The organism is Xanthomonas sp. CFBP 8152 (assembly GCF_014199025.1).
GTDB lineage: Bacteria > Pseudomonadota > Gammaproteobacteria > Xanthomonadales > Xanthomonadaceae > Xanthomonas > Xanthomonas arboricola_B.
This window is the reverse complement of sequence record NZ_JACHNO010000006.1, coordinates 35076-50979: the sequence shown is the minus strand read 5'-3', so window position 1 is coordinate 50979 and position 15904 is coordinate 35076. Positions and strand designations below refer to the sequence as shown.

The window sequence follows — 15904 nt, the reverse complement described above, 5'->3', positions numbered from 1 at the left end:
GCACTGAGACTAATTCTCATTTCGTCAGCGCTTGCGCAGCCTCGCTACACTCGCCCGGCCAGCCAGCGCACGCCAGCCAGCATCGATCCCCGCCAGCGCGCCATCGCCTGCCAGCCCGGATCCCAAAACGCCTCCCTTGTGGAGGCGTTTGTGTGTCCGGCGATAGGGTTCAAGCGTGGTCCATGACGCGAACGAATCGACAGGACACCGCAGGGCCGCATGCATGCGCGACGGACTCCACACCGGAGCCCTCGCACCACGCACGCCTCCCCATCAGGGATCGGCGCGCTGCAAGCGATACACCGTGCGTGCGCCGTACTGCCCGGTCGGCAGCGATGCGCGCACGTCCACCGCATGCTCGCCCACCTCCAGCGTGGTCGGCAACGCGCCACGCCACAGATGCGTGGACGGCGTGGCCTCGGGCGAGCGGTCGTAGCCGCGCAATTGCTCGGCCGCATCGTCGCGCACGTTCTCGGCCAGCAGGCGCGGATCGGCGCGCTCCACCCGCTTCATCGGCTGCCATGCGCCCTTGTCGATGCGCATCTCGACGAGGGTGTCGTCCTGGCCCATGAAGACATTGGCGTAGATCCCCCAGGCCGCATACGCGCCCTGACGCAGCACCTTGGGCGCATGCAGCAGCAGTTGCGCGTCATCGGCCGAGCGTGCGACGTGATAGGCCAGCGTGTAGTCGCCGCCGGGCGCGACCTGCAGCACCGCGTACCCGTTCGGCGTGCCATCGCTCATCGTCGCGTCGGGAATGCCGTCGGCATCCTTGGCACCGGACCAGAACGCACCGCAGGCCGCGCCGACGTTGTATTCGTGCAGCGGGCGGGCGCCCTGCCAACCTTCGTCGGCGCCGTGATCGACCTGTCGCTGGGTATGGCTGTGTGCGCTGAGCACCAGCACGTGCGGCACATCCTTCAACAAGGCGAACAGGCGGCGACGATCGGCATGCCGAAATGTCTCCTGTCCCGGCGCCGCGTCGAACAGCGGAATATGCATGCCCAGCACCAGCAGCCGCTCGCGCGGCAGCTGCGCCAGATAGGCCTGCAGGAACGCGAACTGGTCCTCGCGCAGGCCGCCCACATAGGCCGGTTTGCCGCCTGGCGTATAGATCACATCGTCCAGGAACACGAAGCTGGCGTTGGCCTCTTCCACCGCATAGGTGTCCGGGCCGTAGACGGCACGCCAGCTGTCCAGCGAATGCGCATCGTCGCCCGCGTCGAGATTGAGATCGTGATTGCCCGGCACATGGAACCACGGCACGCCCAGCTGGGTGGTGACTTTGTTCAGGGCCGGGTACAGGCTCAGATCGTCGCTGACGATATCGCCCAGCGTGGTGCCCAGCCTGGCCGAGGTCTTGCCGACGATCGGTGCCACGATATCGCGCTGGTAGTAGCCCACGTCGGTCAGGCTGGCAGTCTGGCTGTCGGCAAACACCAGCATCTGGAAGCCCTGCTTGCCGGCGCTGGCGCGCGGGGTCAGCGCGAAATCCCAGTGCTGCGTATTGCGCCCGGTTGCGGCGATGCCTGGGTAGTTGCGCCTGGCCGAGCCCTTGGGCGCGTAGTGACGCCAGAAACCCGGCAGTCCGTCGGCGGCTGGCACGAAGCTGCGCTCGCCCGGTTTGATCACGAACACCGTCTGCCCGTCGCGCACCGGCAGGCGGTAGCGGCCTTGCGCGTCGGTACGTACCAGCTGCTCGCCGTTGGAGACCACTACATCGGCAATGCCCGGCTCATCGGCGCTGCGCCCGGCACGCCCGTCGCGTTCTTCGTAGACGGTGCCGTCGACCACGGCATCGCGCGCGTACGCGCTTCCCGCGAGCAACCCCAGGGCCAACAGAGCGAAGCGAAGCTGCATGCGTTTTCCCGCGCGAAGATCGGCGGAAATTGTACCCGCCATCGCCAGGCGCACGGCGCGAAAGACACGCCGACACATTCCGTAGGAGCGCACCCGGGCGCGCCGGGCCTTACCGATAACGCGTCGCGCCTGGGTGCGCTCCTACGCGACCGGGTTATTTGTGCCGCGACTCCAGCAACGCCACTGCGTCGCCCAGGCCCAGGCCGCGCGCGCGCAGCAGCACGATCAAGTGATATAGCAGGTCGGCCGACTCGCCGAGCAACTCGGCATCGCCCTGCACCACACCGGCAAGTGCAGTTTCCACGCCCTCCTCGCCCACCTTCTGCGCGATGCGGCGGATGCCCTGCTCGAACAGCTTGGTGGTGTAACTGCCGTGCGGGCGCTGCTGCTCGCGCGTGGCGATCAAGGCATCCAGGCTGCCGAGGAACTGGCCGGGGGCGCCCGGAAAGCAGCTGGTGCGGCCCAGATGGCAAGTCGGCCCGTGCGGGCGCGCCTGCACCAGCAACGTGTCGGCGTCGCAATCGGTCTCGATCGACACCACCCGCAACACGTTGCCCGAGCTTTCGCCCTTGGTCCACAGGCGCTGCTTGCTGCGGCTGAAGAAGGTCACTTCGCCACGCTGCTGCGTCACCGCCAGCGCTTGGGCGTTCATGTAGCCCAGCATCAGCACGCGCAGGTTGTCGGCATCCTGCACGACCACCGGCAACAGGCCCTCGCCCTTGCTCCAGTCCAGCGCGGCGAGCGCGTTGCCCGCTGTCATCTCGTCACTGCCCATCACGTACCTCGATCTGTTGCGCGCGCAGGAATTGCTTGAGTTCCGGGATCGGAATCGCGCCGCTGTGAAACACGCTTGCCGCCAGCGCGCCATCCACATCGGCCTGGTCGAACACGTCGGCAAAATGCTGCATCTGCCCGGCACCACCGGAAGCGATCAACGGCACGTGGCACAACGCGCGCACCTGACGCAGCTGCGCGATGTCGTAGCCGCGCCGCACCCCATCGTTGTCCATGCAGTTGAGCACGATCTCGCCGGCACCCAGGCGCTGCGCTTCGGCCACCCAGTCCAGGGTGCGCATCGGCAAGGCTTGGGTCTTGCTCGGGTCGCCGGTGTAGCGGCGCACGCGCCATTGCCCGTCCTGCTCGCGGATCGAGTCGACGCCGACCACCACGCACTGCACGCCAAAGGCGTCGGCCAGTTCGGAGATCAACTGCGGCCTGCCGAGCGCCGGCGAGTTGATCGAAATCTTGTCGGCACCGGCATGCAGCACCGCGCGCGCGGTTTCCACATCGCCGATGCCGCCGGCCACGCAGAACGGGATATCGATCAGCCGCGCCACCCGCTCGACCCAGGTGTAATCGACCGAACGCCCTTCCGGGCTGGCACCGATGTCGTAGAACACCAGCTCGTCTGCGCCCTGGTCACGGTAGCGCAGCGCCAGTTCGACAATGTCGCCCATGTCGATGTGGTCGCGGAACTTGACGCCTTTGACCACGCGCCCATCGCGCACGTCCAGGCACGGAATGATGCGGCGGCTCAGCATGCCAATGCCTCCTTCAACACCAGATGCCCTTCCAGCAAGGCCTTGCCGAGCACGATGCCGGCGCAGCCGGCGGCCCTGGCGGCCGCGACATCGGCCAAGTTGCGCGCACCGCCGGACACCTGCACCTGCAACTGCGGCGCCAGCGTGCGCAGGTGCGCGTACAAATCCATGTTCGGGCCGGACAGCATGCCGTCGCGTGCGATGTCGGTGCACAGCAGATGCTGCAGGCCGGCCTGCGCGTAACGCACGGCCAACTGATCCAGCGTGGCCTCGGCAGCTTCGGTCCAGCCATGCACCGGCAACTGCCAAACACCGTCCGCGTCCTGGCGCGTGTCCAGCGCGATGGTCAGGCGGTCGGCGCCGAATTCGTGCAACCATTCGATGACGCTGTCGGCCTGACGCACCGCCAACGAGCCGATCACCACGCGTGCGGCGCCGGCATCGAGGATGCGCGCCACATCGACGCGTGAGCGGACGCCACCACCGGTCTGCACCCGCAAACCGGTGGCACGTGCGATCTCGCCCAGTGTAGTGGCCAGCGTGTAACCACCGGCCTTTGCCGCATCCAGATCGACCAGATGCATCCACTGCGCGCCGGCATCGGCAAACGCCTGCGCGCGCGGCAGCACATCGTCGCCATACTGCGTCTCGCGCGCGTAGTCGCCTTGCAGCAGGCGCACCACGTGGCCGTTGCGGATATCCAGCGCCGGGTAAACGGTGAAACTCATGGGAAGCTCATCTCAAGGAAATTGCGCAGGATGCGTGCACCGGTCTCGGCCGAACGCTCGGGGTGGAACTGCGCGCCGCAGCGCAGGCCTTGCTGCACCACCGCGGTGAACAGGCCGCCGTGATCGCAGGCGGCCACGGTGTCGGCCGTCACCGGCGCGGCATACCCATGCACGAAATACGCACTGGCACGCGCCGGCAGGCCGTCCAGCAGCGCGGACGCGCGCATCGGCACCAACTGATTCCAGCCCATATGCGGCACGCGGATGCCGAGCGCAGGCGTCATGTGACGCACGATGCCCGGCAGCAAGCCCAGGCAATCGACATCGCCTTCTTCGGAATGCTCGAACAGCAACTGCATCCCCAGGCAGATGCCGATCAGCGGCACCTGCAGTTGTCGCAACGGCTCGACCAGGCCCTGTGCGCGCAGGCGTGACATCGCCTCGGGCGCGGCACCGACGCCAGGCAGGATCACCCGCTGCGCGCCCTGCAACCCTGCTGCATCGCGTACCAGCCGCGCTTCCACGCCCAGCCGCTCCAACGCATAGCGCACCGAGCCCAGATTGGCGCCGCCGGCATCGATCAACGCGACATCGGTCATAGCGCACCCTTGGTGGTGGGCAACGTCGTGCCTTCGCGACGGATCGCCTGACGCAGCGCACGTGCCAGGGCCTTGAAGCAGGCCTCGACCTTGTGGTGATCGTTCTCGCCACGCACGCTCAGGTGCAGGTTCAAACCGGAGGCATCGCAGATCGAACGGAAGAAATGCGGCACCAACTCGGTCGGCATGTCACCCACACGCTCGCGCTTGAACTCGCCTTCGAACACGAAGTACGGCCGGCCGCTGAAATCCAGCGCGGCACTGGCAATGGTTTCGTCCATCGGCAGCGTGAAGCCATGCTGCGCGGTGGCGCCGGCCACGCGCCACGGGCTGTCGTCGGGATCGAAGCCGTAACGGCCGATGCCGCGCTTGTCGCCCAGCGCTTCGCGCAGGGCCTGCCCCAGCGCCAGACCGGTGTCTTCGATGGTGTGGTGCTCGTCGATGTGCAGGTCGCCATCGGCGCGGATGTCCAGCGCAAAGCCGCCATGCTTGCCGATCTGTTCCAGCATGTGATCGAAGAACGGCAGGCCGGTGGCGGTGTGCGGCTCGGCCACACGATCCAGATCCAGTTCGACGCGGATTCTGGTTTCCTTGGTGTTGCGCTGGACCACCGCACGCCGTGGCGCATCGGCCAGCTCGTGTGCGATGCCGGGCCAGTCCCACTCGCCGCCGAACTCCTCGGTGCGCAGCTGGAAGCCACGGATATTGAGGTTCTGCGCGAACTGGATGTCGGTGATGCGATCGCCCACCATTGCCGAGCGTGCCCAGTCGATCGTGCGGTCCTGCAGGTAAGGCACCATCAGGCCGACCCCGGGTTTGCGCGTGGGCGCGTTGTCGGCCGGCCAGCTGCAGTCGATCAACACCTCGCGGAACACGATGCCCTGGCTGGCGAAGATCTGCAGCATCAGGTTGTTGGGGCCATCGAAGGACGCGCGCGGATAGCCGTCGCTGCCTAGCCCGTCCTGGTTGCTGACGATGACGAACTGATAGCCGGCATCGCGCAACTTCAGCATCGCCGGAATCACGTTGTCGACCAGGCGCAGTTTTTCGTAGGCGTCGATCTGGTAATCGGCCGGCTCGGTGATCAGCGTGCCGTCGCGGTCGACGAAAAGAATCGGGGTCATGCGGCGGCCTCCTGCTTGCGTTGCAGCGCGCTCAGCACGCGCTCGTTCTGTTCGGGCGTGCCCAGGGTGATGCGCAACGCGTCGGACAGCTGCGCAACCGCGCGTTGGTCGCGTACCACCACACCGGCCTCCAGCAGCGCCTGGAATGCCGCTTCGGCATCGTCGAAGCGCACCAGCAAGAAATTGCCCTGCGAGGGATAGACCTGACGCACACCGGCCAGCTGCTCGAGCGCCTGGTGCACGCGTGTGCGCTCGCTGCGTACCTCGGCGATGCGCCGACGCGTGACCTCCAGCGCAGGCGCCGACAAGGCCTGCTCGGCCATTGCCGCGCACGGCGTCGGCACCGGGTACGGCGCCTGGCAGCGCCGCAGCAGGGCGATCAGCTCGGCGTTGGCGATCAGGCTGCCGATGCGCGCCGCTGCCAGCGCATGCGCCTTGGAGAGCGTGCGCAACACCGCCAGATTGTCGTAGCGCGCAAGCAGGCTCACTGCCGACGGCACATCGGAGAATTCGCCGTAGGCTTCGTCGACCACCACCAGCGCCTTGCCCTGCAGGGCCTGCACCGCGGTTTCGATGTCGTCCAGGGCAATCGCCGACCCGGCCGGGTTGGACGGCGAACACAGGAACACCAGCTTGGCCCGCGAGGCCAGCGCTGCCGCGACGATCGCGGCGATATCCGCGCGGAAACCTGCAGGCCCGTCCACCAGCGGCACTTCGGCCAGGGGTGCGTTCTGCAGGCGCGCGCACACCGCGTACATGCCGAACACCGGCGGGGTCACCACCACCGCATCGCACCCGGGGGCGCACAGGCCGCGCACCAGCAGATCGATCGCCTCGTCGCTGCCGCGGCCGATCAACAGCTGCTCGGGCGCACAGCCGTACAGCGCCGCCAGCGCGTTGCGCAGACCCCTGGGCTGCGGATCCGGGTAGCGCCGCGTGCTCGCGCCCGGGTCGGCCGGATTGCCCCAGGCCGACTCGTTGGCGTTGAGCCACACATCGCCCTGCAAGGCGCTGGTGCGTGCCGACGAATAGCCGGCGAACGCACGCAGGTCCTCGCGTACCAGTTGCAGAATCGATGACGTGCTCATGCTGCCACCCCCATGCGCAATGCCACTGCGTTGGCGTGCGCATCTAGGCCTTCGGCACGCGCCAGAATCAGCGCGCATGCACCGATGCCGTCGATACCGGCCTTGCTGGCGGCCTGCACGCTGACCATGTTCTGGAAGCTGGCCACGCTCACGCCGCTGTAGGCACGTGCCGCACCGCTGGTCGGCAACACGTGGTTGGTGCCGCTGCAGTAGTCGCCCAGCGCTTCTGGCGTGTAATCGCCGAGAAATACCGAGCCGGCCGCTTCGACCTGGCTCAGCCACGCACGCGGCTCGCGCAGCGCGAGAATCAAATGCTCAGGTGCATAGCGGTTGCTGATCGCAAACGCATCGTCAAGCGTCTGCACCTTGATCAGGCGCGATTGCGCCAGCGCCTGGCGCGCGATCCCGGCGCGCGACAGTTGCGCCAGCTGGGCATCGAGTTCCACCTGCACTGCCGCGATCAGCGCATCGCTGTCGGACAGCAGCAGCACCTGCGAGTCCGGGCCGTGTTCGGCCTGCGACAGCAGATCGGCGGCAACGAAGGCCGGCTGCGCACCGGCATCGGCGATCACCAGCACTTCGGACGGGCCGGCCGGCATGTCGATCGCCGCCGCGCCGGACTGCGCCACCTGCTGCTTGGCCTCGGTGACGAAGCTGTTGCCCGGGCCGAACAGCTTGTCGCAGCTTGGAACCGATTCGGTGCCGTACGCCATTGCCGCAATCGCCTGCGCACCGCCGAGCTTGAACACGCGGCGCACGCCGGTCAGCTGCGCGGCGACCAGCACCGCCGGATCCACGCTGCCGTCCTTGCGCGGCGGCGTGCACAGCACCACCTCGCGACACCCGGCCAGACGCGCCGGCACACCCAGCATCAACGCAGTCGAGGGCAACGGCGCGCTGCCGGCCGGCACGTACAGGCCGACCCGGCCGATCGGCCGCACGATCTTTTCGCACACCACGCCCGGTGCGGTTTCCACCGCATAGCCGTCGCTCATGCCGGCGCGGTGGAAGCTGTCGATGCGCGCCACCGCATCCTGCATGGCCTGCCGCAGCTCCGGCGCCACCGCCGCTTGCGCGGCGGCGAATTCGTCCTGGCTCACCGCGAAGCTGTCCAGTGCCACGCCATCGAAACGCGCAGTGATCTCGCGCAGTGCGGCATCGCCGCGTGCGCGCACATCGGAAATAAGGGCAGCCACCGCCTCGCGCGTCTGCGTGGCCACGGTCTGCACCGGGCGGGTCAATGCCTGCGTCCGCGCAGCGGCGTCCAGTTGCGACCAATCGAGAATCTTCATGCCAGCGAGCGCTCCACCGTCAACACCATCAGACCTTGCGCACCTGCGCGTTCGAGTTCTTCCAAGCGTTGCCAGGTCACCGCCCCATGACACATGGTCTGCAGGCGCAACGCGCCGTTGCCGTCGTCGGGCAGCTGCACCAGCGGCTCGGCGTCGGGCAGCAGACGACGCAGTGCATCCACGTTGTCCTGCTCGGCACGGAACATCAGCAGCTTGCTGTCGCGCAGCTTGAGCACGCCGTCCATGCGCCGCAGCAGCATCGCCAGCAGCGCGGTGCGTGCGTCGGCCGGCTCGCGGACCGCGCCGGCCAGCACCGCTTCGCTCTCCATCACCAGTTCGACCGGCTTGAGCTGGTTGGCGGCCAGGGTGGCGCCGCTGGAGACCAGATCGCAGATCAGATCGGCGGTGCCCAGGCGCGGAGCGATTTCCACCGAGCCGGACAACTCCACCACTGCCGCGTCGATGCCCTGGCGCTGCAGCCAGTCGGCCAGGATCGCCGGGTAGCTGGTGGCGATGCGCTTGCCGGCCAGTTGCGCCACACCCTGCCAGTCCCACTCTTCCGGCACCGCGAGCATCAACCGGCACTGGCCGAACCCGACTCCGCGCACGGCGTGATACGCGGCCGGCAGGCCGTTGCGGCGGCGCTCGGATGCCTGCTCTTCGAGTTCGTTCTGGCCGACGATGCCCAGGTCGCAGACGCCATCGGCGATCAGGCCGGGGATGTCGTCGTCGCGCACCAGCAGCAGGTCCACCGGCAGCGATTCGCCGTAGCAGAACAGCTTGTCGCGGCTCTGCCGCCAGCTCAGCCCGCAGGCCGCCAGCAGGCTGCGCGCCGGTTCGGCCAGGCGGCCGCTCTTCTGGATGGCGATACGCAACCGGTCACGTGCCGGTGCTGCCGTGGAAGCACTCATCTTGTTCTCTCAGTGGGACTCGACAGGGCGCGAGGATTGCTCGCGCAGGGCCTCGGCATAGCCGCCGGCACCATGTTCCAGGGTGCGCGCAACGCGCCCGATGGTGGTCACGCTGACCTGGGTCAGCTCGTGGATTTCGCGATACGGCACGCCCTTGATCAACAACGGCACCACCCGCCAGCGGTCGGACATGGCCTCCAGCTCGGCGGGCGTGCACAAATCGCGCAGAAAGGCCTCGACCGCGCCGGGCTCCTTCAGGCATGCCAGCGCATCGGCCAGCATCTTGAGGGAGGCGGCGGCATCGGCACTTTCACGGGGGGCAGGTCGTTGTTTCATTGCGTTAATGTAATAGCGTGTTAGTACGTTAACGCAAATGCGGACCATGGGACAAGTCCGACAGGCGAAGCGTTCAGGAAAGCCCATGCCATGCGGCGGGTCAGAAACGACAAACCCACCGACACCGAGGTGCCAGTGGGTCTGTGCATGTTCCGGTAGGCGGTGAGCGCCACTCCCCATCTTTACCGACCTGGGGGCGCCATCGCACTGCTTTTGGAGGCGTCAGTCGCCGTTGACGCCCCCGGCCACCAGCATCGCCCTGGCCTGCTCCAGCTCCACCAGCAAGGTGCTGGCCAGCTCGTCGCGGGCCACATCGAACTGCTGCTCGCGCACCAGGTCCTTGACCGCCACCACCCCGCGCGCCAGCTCGTCGTCGCCGGCCAGCACCACGAAGCGGATGCCCGCGCGTGCGGCGTACTGGAACTGCTTGCCGATCTTCTTCGGCTCCATCTGCACTTCGGTATTGATGCCGCCGATGCGCAGCCGGCGCGCGATATCCAGCGCGTCGTCCAGGCGCGACTCGTCCATCAGCGCCACCATCGCATGCACGCTGCTCTCGGCGATGCCCTGGATCAGGCCGGCCTCGCGCAGCTGCCAGAACAGCCGGGTCAGGCCGATCGAGATGCCCACACCGGGCAACTTGGACTTGGTGTAGTGGCTGGCCAGGCTGTCGTAACGGCCGCCCGAGCAGATCGAGCCGATCTGCGGGTGGTCGGTCAGCGTGGTCTCGTAGACCGTGCCGGTGTAGTAGTCCAGCCCGCGCGCGATCGAGAAGTTCAGGCAGTAGGCGCTCTCGGGCACGCCCAGCGCCTTGACCAGTTCCAGCACCTCGCGCAACTCGGCGATGCCCTCGCCCAGCGTCGCGCTCGCAGCGGCCGAGGCGTCCAGCGCCTGCAGCTGCGCCAGCGCATCGGCATGCCCGTTCGAGCGCACCGCCACGAAGGCCAGGATCTTGTCGACCTGCGCGGCGGCGATGCCGAAACCTTCGCCCACCAGCGTGTCGCGCACGTAGTCGGCGCCGCGCTTGTCGATCTTGTCGACCTCGCGCAACACCGCCAGCTGCAGCTCGCCCTCGGCCACGCCCAGGCTTTCGAAGAAGCCGCGCAGCAGCTTGCGGTTGTTCAACTGCACCTTGAACGCGCCGATGCCCAGCTCGGCGAACACCGCGTGGATCACCGCCAGCACTTCGGCGTCGTAGCGGATGCTCAGCGCATCCTTGCCGATCACGTCGATGTCGCACTGGTAGAACTCGCGGAAACGTCCGCGCTGGGCACGCTCGCCGCGATACACGCGCTGCATCTGGTAGCGGCGGAACGGGAAGCTCAAGTCGTGCTCGTGCTCGGCCACGTAGCGGGCCAGCGGTACGGTGAGGTCGAAGCGCAGCGCCAGCTCCGGCAGACCGCCCTCGCCGCCTTCGTCTGCCGCGGCGGCGGCATTGGCCAGCGCGCCGGTGGACTGCACGAAGTACACCTGGCGCTCGGTCTCGCCGCCGGACTTGGTCAGCAACACGTCCGACAGCTCGAACACCGGGGTCTCGACCGGCAGGAACCCGAACCGCTCGTAGTTGCGGCGGATGACGTCCAGCATGCGCTGGAACGCGATCTGCTCGCGCGGCAGCAATTCCATGATGCCGGGCGGCGTACGGGGCTTGATCACGAGCGAAACTCCTGCAGGGCAATGTGGCGAACGCACAATTCTACCGGCTGGGCGGCCTCGCCGACCGCATGGCGTATCATTCGTACGCGTTCCAGCAGTGCGTGACCCATGTACCGGCAGCTTTCAGAACTCAGCACCACCTGCCCGGCGCCCAGCGCGGCCGCGCGCGGCGATGCGCGCGGTTCCGACTGCGCACTGTGCGCGGTCCGCGGCCGGGCCATTTGCGCAGCGCTGTCGGCGCAGGAAATGGAGGCGCTCGACCAGGCCACCACGACCCAGTCGTATGCGCCCGGCAGCACCCTGGTGCGCGCCGGCGATACCCGTCATCACGTCTACACGCTGACCTCCGGCGCGCTGCGCATGGTGCGCACGCTGGCCGACGGCCGCCGCCAGGTCACCGGCTTCGTGCTGCCCGGCGATTACGTCGGGCTGACCGAAACGCCGCAGCACCGCCACGATATCGAAGCCATCATCGACAGCCGGGTCTGCCGCACGCCGATGGCACAGATGCGCCAGTTACGTGAGCGCTATCCGCAGCTGGAACGCAAGCTGCTGCAGCGCGCCAGCATGGAACTCGCCGCCGCGCAGGACACCGGCCTGCTGCTGGCACGCCTGCAGCCCAGCGAACGGCTGGCGCATTTCCTGCTGCGCCTGGCCGCCCGCTCCACCCAGCCCGGCGCCAGCGGCGACACCGTGGCGCTGCCGATGAGCCGCAGCGATATTGCCGACCACCTCGGACTGACCGTGGAAACGGTGAGTCGCACCTTCACCAAACTCAAGCAACAGCAGCTGATCGCGCTGCCGCAGCTGCATCTGGTGCAGATCCTGGACTACGCGGCGCTGCGTGGCCTGGCGGGCGATACTGTCTGAAACGTGCCAGCTCGCAGAACCGATGCGACCAGCAAGCGCGTGTACCCACCGGCGCAAACGCGGTGGACGTTGGCATCACCAAACGCGGGATTCCTTGGGCGCCCGTCCGCACCAGATCACCGGCGACGCGTTGTGCCTCGCACAGCAGGCAAGCATCGCCGCGTGACTGACCCGCAGATCCGAACGCGATGCCAGCACGTCAGGCCGATCGCGCGATCGTCGCAGACCGCGCCCTCTATAACGACTCAGCGACCGCTCACATTGGCGCTCGCCACCGACGCACCGCAGCCGCCGCTCAGCAGCCGCGATTGCCGCAGCCAGGCCCGGTCCGGGTAGTAGGCGAACACGAAGGCGCCTTCACGCAGGGTATCGATCAACTGTTTGGCGACCGCCGGACGCACCGCCGGGCAGCCCAGGCTGCGGCCGAGCCGGCCCTGCGTGCGGATCACCGCCTCACTGACATAGGGCGCGCCATGAATCACGATCGCGCGGTCGCGCGCATGGTCGTTGAAGCCGGGCTCCAGGCCCTTCAGCCGTAACGAATAGCCGTTGTGCCCAGTGTACGACTCCTGCGCGGTGAACGCACCCAGGCTGGACTGGAAACTGCCGTCGTCGTTGGAAAACTTCGCCGCCAGGTTGTTGCCGGTGTTGCGCCCATGCGCCACCCACTCCTGGAACAGCAGCCGCTGCCGCTGCAGATCGAACACCCACAGCCGGCGCTCGGTCGACGGCCGGCTGTAGTCGATGACGCTGAGCACGCGCTCGACGTCCACCTGCTGGCGCTGCCGCGCGCATTGCAGCGCCTCGGCCGCCAGGGCCAGCACTCGGCGATCCAGCGAAGGCGCCTGCCGCGCCAATGCATCGACCAGACCGATACGCGGTGCGCCCAGCCCCGGCAACGGCGCGGCGGAGATGGCATCGGCCGCACTGGCCGCCCCGGCCGCTGCCCCCCCGCACAACGCGGCGACAACGGCGATCACTCGATAAGACATGCAACGACCCACATCGGACGCGGCGCCATGGCGGAACCGCACCCCCTACAAATAGCCGCATGTGCGGCACTTTCCAACCCCGGCAGGCTGAACGCGTTCGGTCAGGCCGCATCCGCAAGCAGGCGCTGCCGGAACGCCGCGTAGTCCGGCGCCAGCATTTCGGCATGCGCAGGACGCTGCAGCAATGCGGCCAGTGCCGGCGGCACCTCCACCTCCCGTCCGATCAGCGGCTCGACCACGCCCTCGAACTTGGCCGGATGCGCGGTGGCCGCCACCGCCCAGTCGCCGGTGCCGCCCTCGGCCCCTTCTGCGCGCAGTTGCTCCAGCACATGCACGGCGGTGGCGGTATGCGGGCAATGCACCTCGCCGCAGCGCGCAAAGCGTTGCTGCACGGTATGGCGGATCGCCGCATCGTCCACCGAGAGCGCACGGAAGGCCTCGCGCAACGCGGCATCGTCGCCCCGGTAGAGCCAGCGCAGCCGTTCGAAATTGCTCGGCGCGCCCACGTCCATCGCATTGGCCAGCGTGGCGATGCTGGGCTGAGGCGCGTAATCGTCACCGGCAAAATAATCCGGCAACACATGATTGGCATTGGACGCCAACGCGATACGGCCCAGCGGCACACCGAGCGCGCGCGCCAGGATCGCCGCCAGCCCATTGCCCAGGTTGCCGGTGGGCACCACCAGATTCAGCGCCGCCCCCGCGCCGGCATGGTGCTGCAGGGCGGCGTGCGCGTAGTAGCTCATCTGCGGCAGCAAGCGGCCCAGGCTGATGCTGTTGGCCGAACTCAGCGGCAGCTGCGCCTGCAGGTCGGCATCGTTCAGGGCCTGCTTGACCATCGCCTGGCAAGCGTCGAACGAACCGGCCACGCGCAGGGCGTGGATGTTGTCGCCGAAGCAGCCCAGCTGATGCGCCTGGCGCGGCGACACGCGCCCGTCCGGATACAGCACCACCACGCGCAGACCCGGCTGGCGATGGAATGCCGCGGCCACGGCAGCGCCGGTGTCGCCGGAGGTGGCGACCAGGATGGTGAGCGGGCGGTCTTCGGCACGGCGCAGACGGGTCAGGCAGGCCGCAAGAAAGCGCGCGCCGAAATCCTTGAACGCGGCGGTCGGGCCATGGAACAGCTCCAGCGCATAGTCGCCGGGCGTGCCCAGGGCCACCAGGGGCGCCGGGAAGTCGAAGGCTTCGGCACAGATGGCCGGCAGCTCGGCCGCCAGCGCATCGCCGTCGAAGAACGGCTGCAGCAGCGTGGCGGCGGTGTCGGCCAGTGTGGTGCCGGCCGTCAACGTGCGCGCCGATGGCAGGGTCTGCGGCACGTACAGGCCGCCATCGGGCGCCAGGCCGGCAGCAATCGCCTGGCTCAGGCTTGCGGCGGGCGCGCCGCCACGGGTGGAAAGGAAGTTCATGGTGACGACTCCAGACAAGACGAAGACGGGGCGTTGCCCGTGGATGAGAAGGCCGGACACTGCGGCATGGCCGCGCCTTGCCGCGGCGGCGCCCGGCAAGGGCAGCGCAGCGCTATGCTGCGCGCACCTTCCAGTGGAGCCGGCAGATGATCAAGGTCAGCGTGATGTACCCGTACCGCGACGGCGCCCGCTTCGACCATGCCTACTACCGCGACACGCACATGCCACTGGTGAGCGCGCGGATGGGCGCGGCCTGCCTGCGCTATACGGTGGACAAGGGCATCAGCGGCGGCGAACCGGGCAGCACCCCGCCCTTCATCGGCATATGCCACATTTTTTGCGAATCGGTGGAAGCCTTCGGCGCCAGTTTCGGGCCGCATGCCGAGGAAATCCTCGGCGACATTCCCAACTACACCGATCTTGCGCCGGTGATGCAGATCAGCGAGGTCATGGTCGGTTGAAGGGCGCCTTGCGCGCTGCACGGCCTGCCTGCCGTGCGCGGGCGATCGATCGACGCCGACATGCGCGCGATGGCTCATGCGAGCAACCGCGCGGCCGGGCTGGCGATCGGGGACACCCAGTGCTGGCTGCCCAGGCCCACGCCTGCGAATGCGGCTTGCACAGCGGCGGCCGCAGCGTCGGCGGCCGCGCGCGATGCGAACCAGGCAAACACGCTGGGGCCGGCGCCGGAGATGCTGGCACCCAAGGCATCGTGATCCAGCGCGGCCTGCTTGGCAGCGGCAAAGCCGGCGATCAGCGGCGCGCGACGTGGTTCGATCAGCACATCGCGCAGGCCCGCCCGCACCAGCCCTGCATCGCCGGCATGGCAGCCGGCCAGTACCAAGGCCAGGTTGGTGCTCTGTGCGACGAACTCGCGCAGTTGATAGTCGCCGGCCAGGGCTTCGCGCGCGCGGCGGGTTTCCAGCACCGCATCCGGATGCACCAGCAGGCTGTGCCACGCCGCCGGCACGTTGATCGGCACCAGACGCTCCAGCGTGCACAGCACCAGTCCGCCTAGAAACAACGGACCCAGATTGTCGCCGTGACGACTGCCGCTGGCCACCGCCTCGCCATCGAGTGCGTGCTGGTAGAGCTGCTCGTTGTGCAACGGCGCGTCCAGCAGCGCGTTGGCGGCTACCAACGCCGCCACGCATGACGCTGCCGAGCCGCCCATGCCAGAACTCAAGGCGATGCCTTTATCGATCTCGATCTCGAAACCGAACGGCAGCGCCAGCGCCGCGCACAACGACATCAAGGCCGCACCCGCAGTGTTGCGTTCGGCATCCAGCGGCAGAGCCACCGTGGTGCCGCGGATGGCGGCGATGCGCACCACGGGCGCATCGATGCGCCGCACCGTGACGGTGTCGCCGACGCCGTCGATGGGATAGCCGAGCAAATCGAATCCCACCGCCACATTCGCCACCGAGGCCGGTGCGAAGGCGCGTGCCTGGCCAAGCTCGCGCGCAGCAATCGCCACGCGCTGCATCTCCGCGGACTG

General features: G+C 68.1%; 16 protein-coding genes. 2 read left to right on the top strand and 14 right to left on the bottom strand.

Annotation, left to right across the window (positions count from 1 at the left end):
- Positions 1–273: 273 nt before the first annotated feature.
- The 11 genes from FHT09_RS18095 to hisS form a co-directional block, all read right to left on the bottom strand.
- Positions 274–1860 carry a calcineurin-like phosphoesterase C-terminal domain-containing protein gene (locus tag FHT09_RS18095; RefSeq protein WP_104606419.1) on the bottom strand — a complete coding sequence of 529 codons (1587 nt, stop codon included), beginning with the start codon at positions 1858–1860 and terminating at the stop codon, positions 274–276.
- A 154-nt stretch (positions 1861–2014) separates the two neighbouring features.
- On the bottom strand, positions 2015–2635 hold the full coding sequence (hisIE, locus tag FHT09_RS18090; protein ID WP_104606420.1) for a bifunctional phosphoribosyl-AMP cyclohydrolase/phosphoribosyl-ATP diphosphatase HisIE: 621 nt from the start codon (positions 2633–2635) through the stop codon (positions 2015–2017).
- Positions 2625–3401, bottom strand: coding sequence for an imidazole glycerol phosphate synthase subunit HisF (gene hisF / locus FHT09_RS18085; protein WP_104606421.1), 777 nt, complete (start codon positions 3399–3401; stop codon positions 2625–2627). The genes hisIE and hisF overlap by 11 nt, the downstream gene beginning before the upstream one ends.
- On the bottom strand, positions 3395–4129 hold the full coding sequence (gene hisA, locus FHT09_RS18080; protein WP_104606422.1) for a 1-(5-phosphoribosyl)-5-[(5-phosphoribosylamino)methylideneamino]imidazole-4-carboxamide isomerase: 735 nt from the start codon (positions 4127–4129) through the stop codon (positions 3395–3397). Before hisA ends, hisF begins: the two co-directional genes overlap by 7 nt.
- Entirely contained in the window at positions 4126–4728 is a 603-nt protein-coding gene (gene hisH, locus FHT09_RS18075) for an imidazole glycerol phosphate synthase subunit HisH (protein WP_065032267.1), read from the bottom strand. The genes hisA and hisH overlap by 4 nt, the downstream gene beginning before the upstream one ends.
- Complete coding sequence (hisB, locus tag FHT09_RS18070; protein ID WP_104606423.1) at positions 4725–5852, bottom strand: bifunctional histidinol-phosphatase/imidazoleglycerol-phosphate dehydratase HisB; 1128 nt, start codon at positions 5850–5852, stop codon at positions 4725–4727. The genes hisH and hisB overlap by 4 nt, the downstream gene beginning before the upstream one ends.
- On the bottom strand, positions 5849–6940 hold the full coding sequence (gene hisC / locus FHT09_RS18065) for a histidinol-phosphate transaminase (RefSeq protein WP_104606424.1): 1092 nt from the start codon (positions 6938–6940) through the stop codon (positions 5849–5851). Before hisC ends, hisB begins: the two co-directional genes overlap by 4 nt.
- Entirely contained in the window at positions 6937–8232 is a 1296-nt protein-coding gene (hisD, locus tag FHT09_RS18060) for a histidinol dehydrogenase (RefSeq protein WP_104537533.1), read from the bottom strand. The genes hisC and hisD overlap by 4 nt, the downstream gene beginning before the upstream one ends.
- Positions 8229–9143, bottom strand: coding sequence for an ATP phosphoribosyltransferase (gene hisG / locus FHT09_RS18055; RefSeq protein ID WP_104537534.1), 915 nt, complete (start codon positions 9141–9143; stop codon positions 8229–8231). The genes hisD and hisG overlap by 4 nt, the downstream gene beginning before the upstream one ends.
- Before the next feature lie 9 nt (positions 9144–9152).
- Positions 9153–9479, bottom strand: a complete 327-nt coding sequence (locus tag FHT09_RS18050) for a YerC/YecD family TrpR-related protein (RefSeq protein ID WP_039521339.1) — start codon at positions 9477–9479, stop codon at positions 9153–9155.
- 222 nt (positions 9480–9701) lie between these two features.
- Positions 9702–11135, bottom strand: a complete 1434-nt coding sequence (gene hisS, locus FHT09_RS18045; RefSeq protein ID WP_104606425.1) for a histidine--tRNA ligase — start codon at positions 11133–11135, stop codon at positions 9702–9704.
- A gap of 246 nt (positions 11136–11381) precedes the next feature.
- On the opposite strand from hisS, the gene FHT09_RS18040 reads away from it, so the two are divergent.
- Positions 11382–12005 carry a helix-turn-helix domain-containing protein gene (locus FHT09_RS18040; RefSeq protein WP_181141343.1) on the top strand — a complete coding sequence of 208 codons (624 nt, stop codon included), beginning with the start codon at positions 11382–11384 and terminating at the stop codon, positions 12003–12005.
- A gap of 245 nt (positions 12006–12250) precedes the next feature.
- Here FHT09_RS18040 and FHT09_RS18035 read toward each other — a convergent pair whose 3' ends face one another.
- Complete coding sequence (locus tag FHT09_RS18035; protein WP_104606427.1) at positions 12251–12997, bottom strand: murein L,D-transpeptidase catalytic domain family protein; 747 nt, start codon at positions 12995–12997, stop codon at positions 12251–12253.
- Between the two features lie 101 nt (positions 12998–13098).
- Entirely contained in the window at positions 13099–14406 is a 1308-nt protein-coding gene (gene thrC, locus FHT09_RS18030) for a threonine synthase (RefSeq protein WP_104606428.1), read from the bottom strand.
- 146 nt (positions 14407–14552) lie between these two features.
- On the opposite strand from thrC, the gene FHT09_RS18025 reads away from it, so the two are divergent.
- Positions 14553–14867 carry an EthD family reductase gene (locus tag FHT09_RS18025; RefSeq protein WP_104606429.1) on the top strand — a complete coding sequence of 105 codons (315 nt, stop codon included), beginning with the start codon at positions 14553–14555 and terminating at the stop codon, positions 14865–14867.
- 74 nt (positions 14868–14941) lie between these two features.
- Here the strand turns inward: FHT09_RS18025 and FHT09_RS18020 are convergent, their stop codons facing one another.
- Complete coding sequence (locus FHT09_RS18020) at positions 14942–15892, bottom strand: homoserine kinase (protein WP_104606440.1); 951 nt, start codon at positions 15890–15892, stop codon at positions 14942–14944.
- Positions 15893–15904 lie beyond the last annotated feature (12 nt).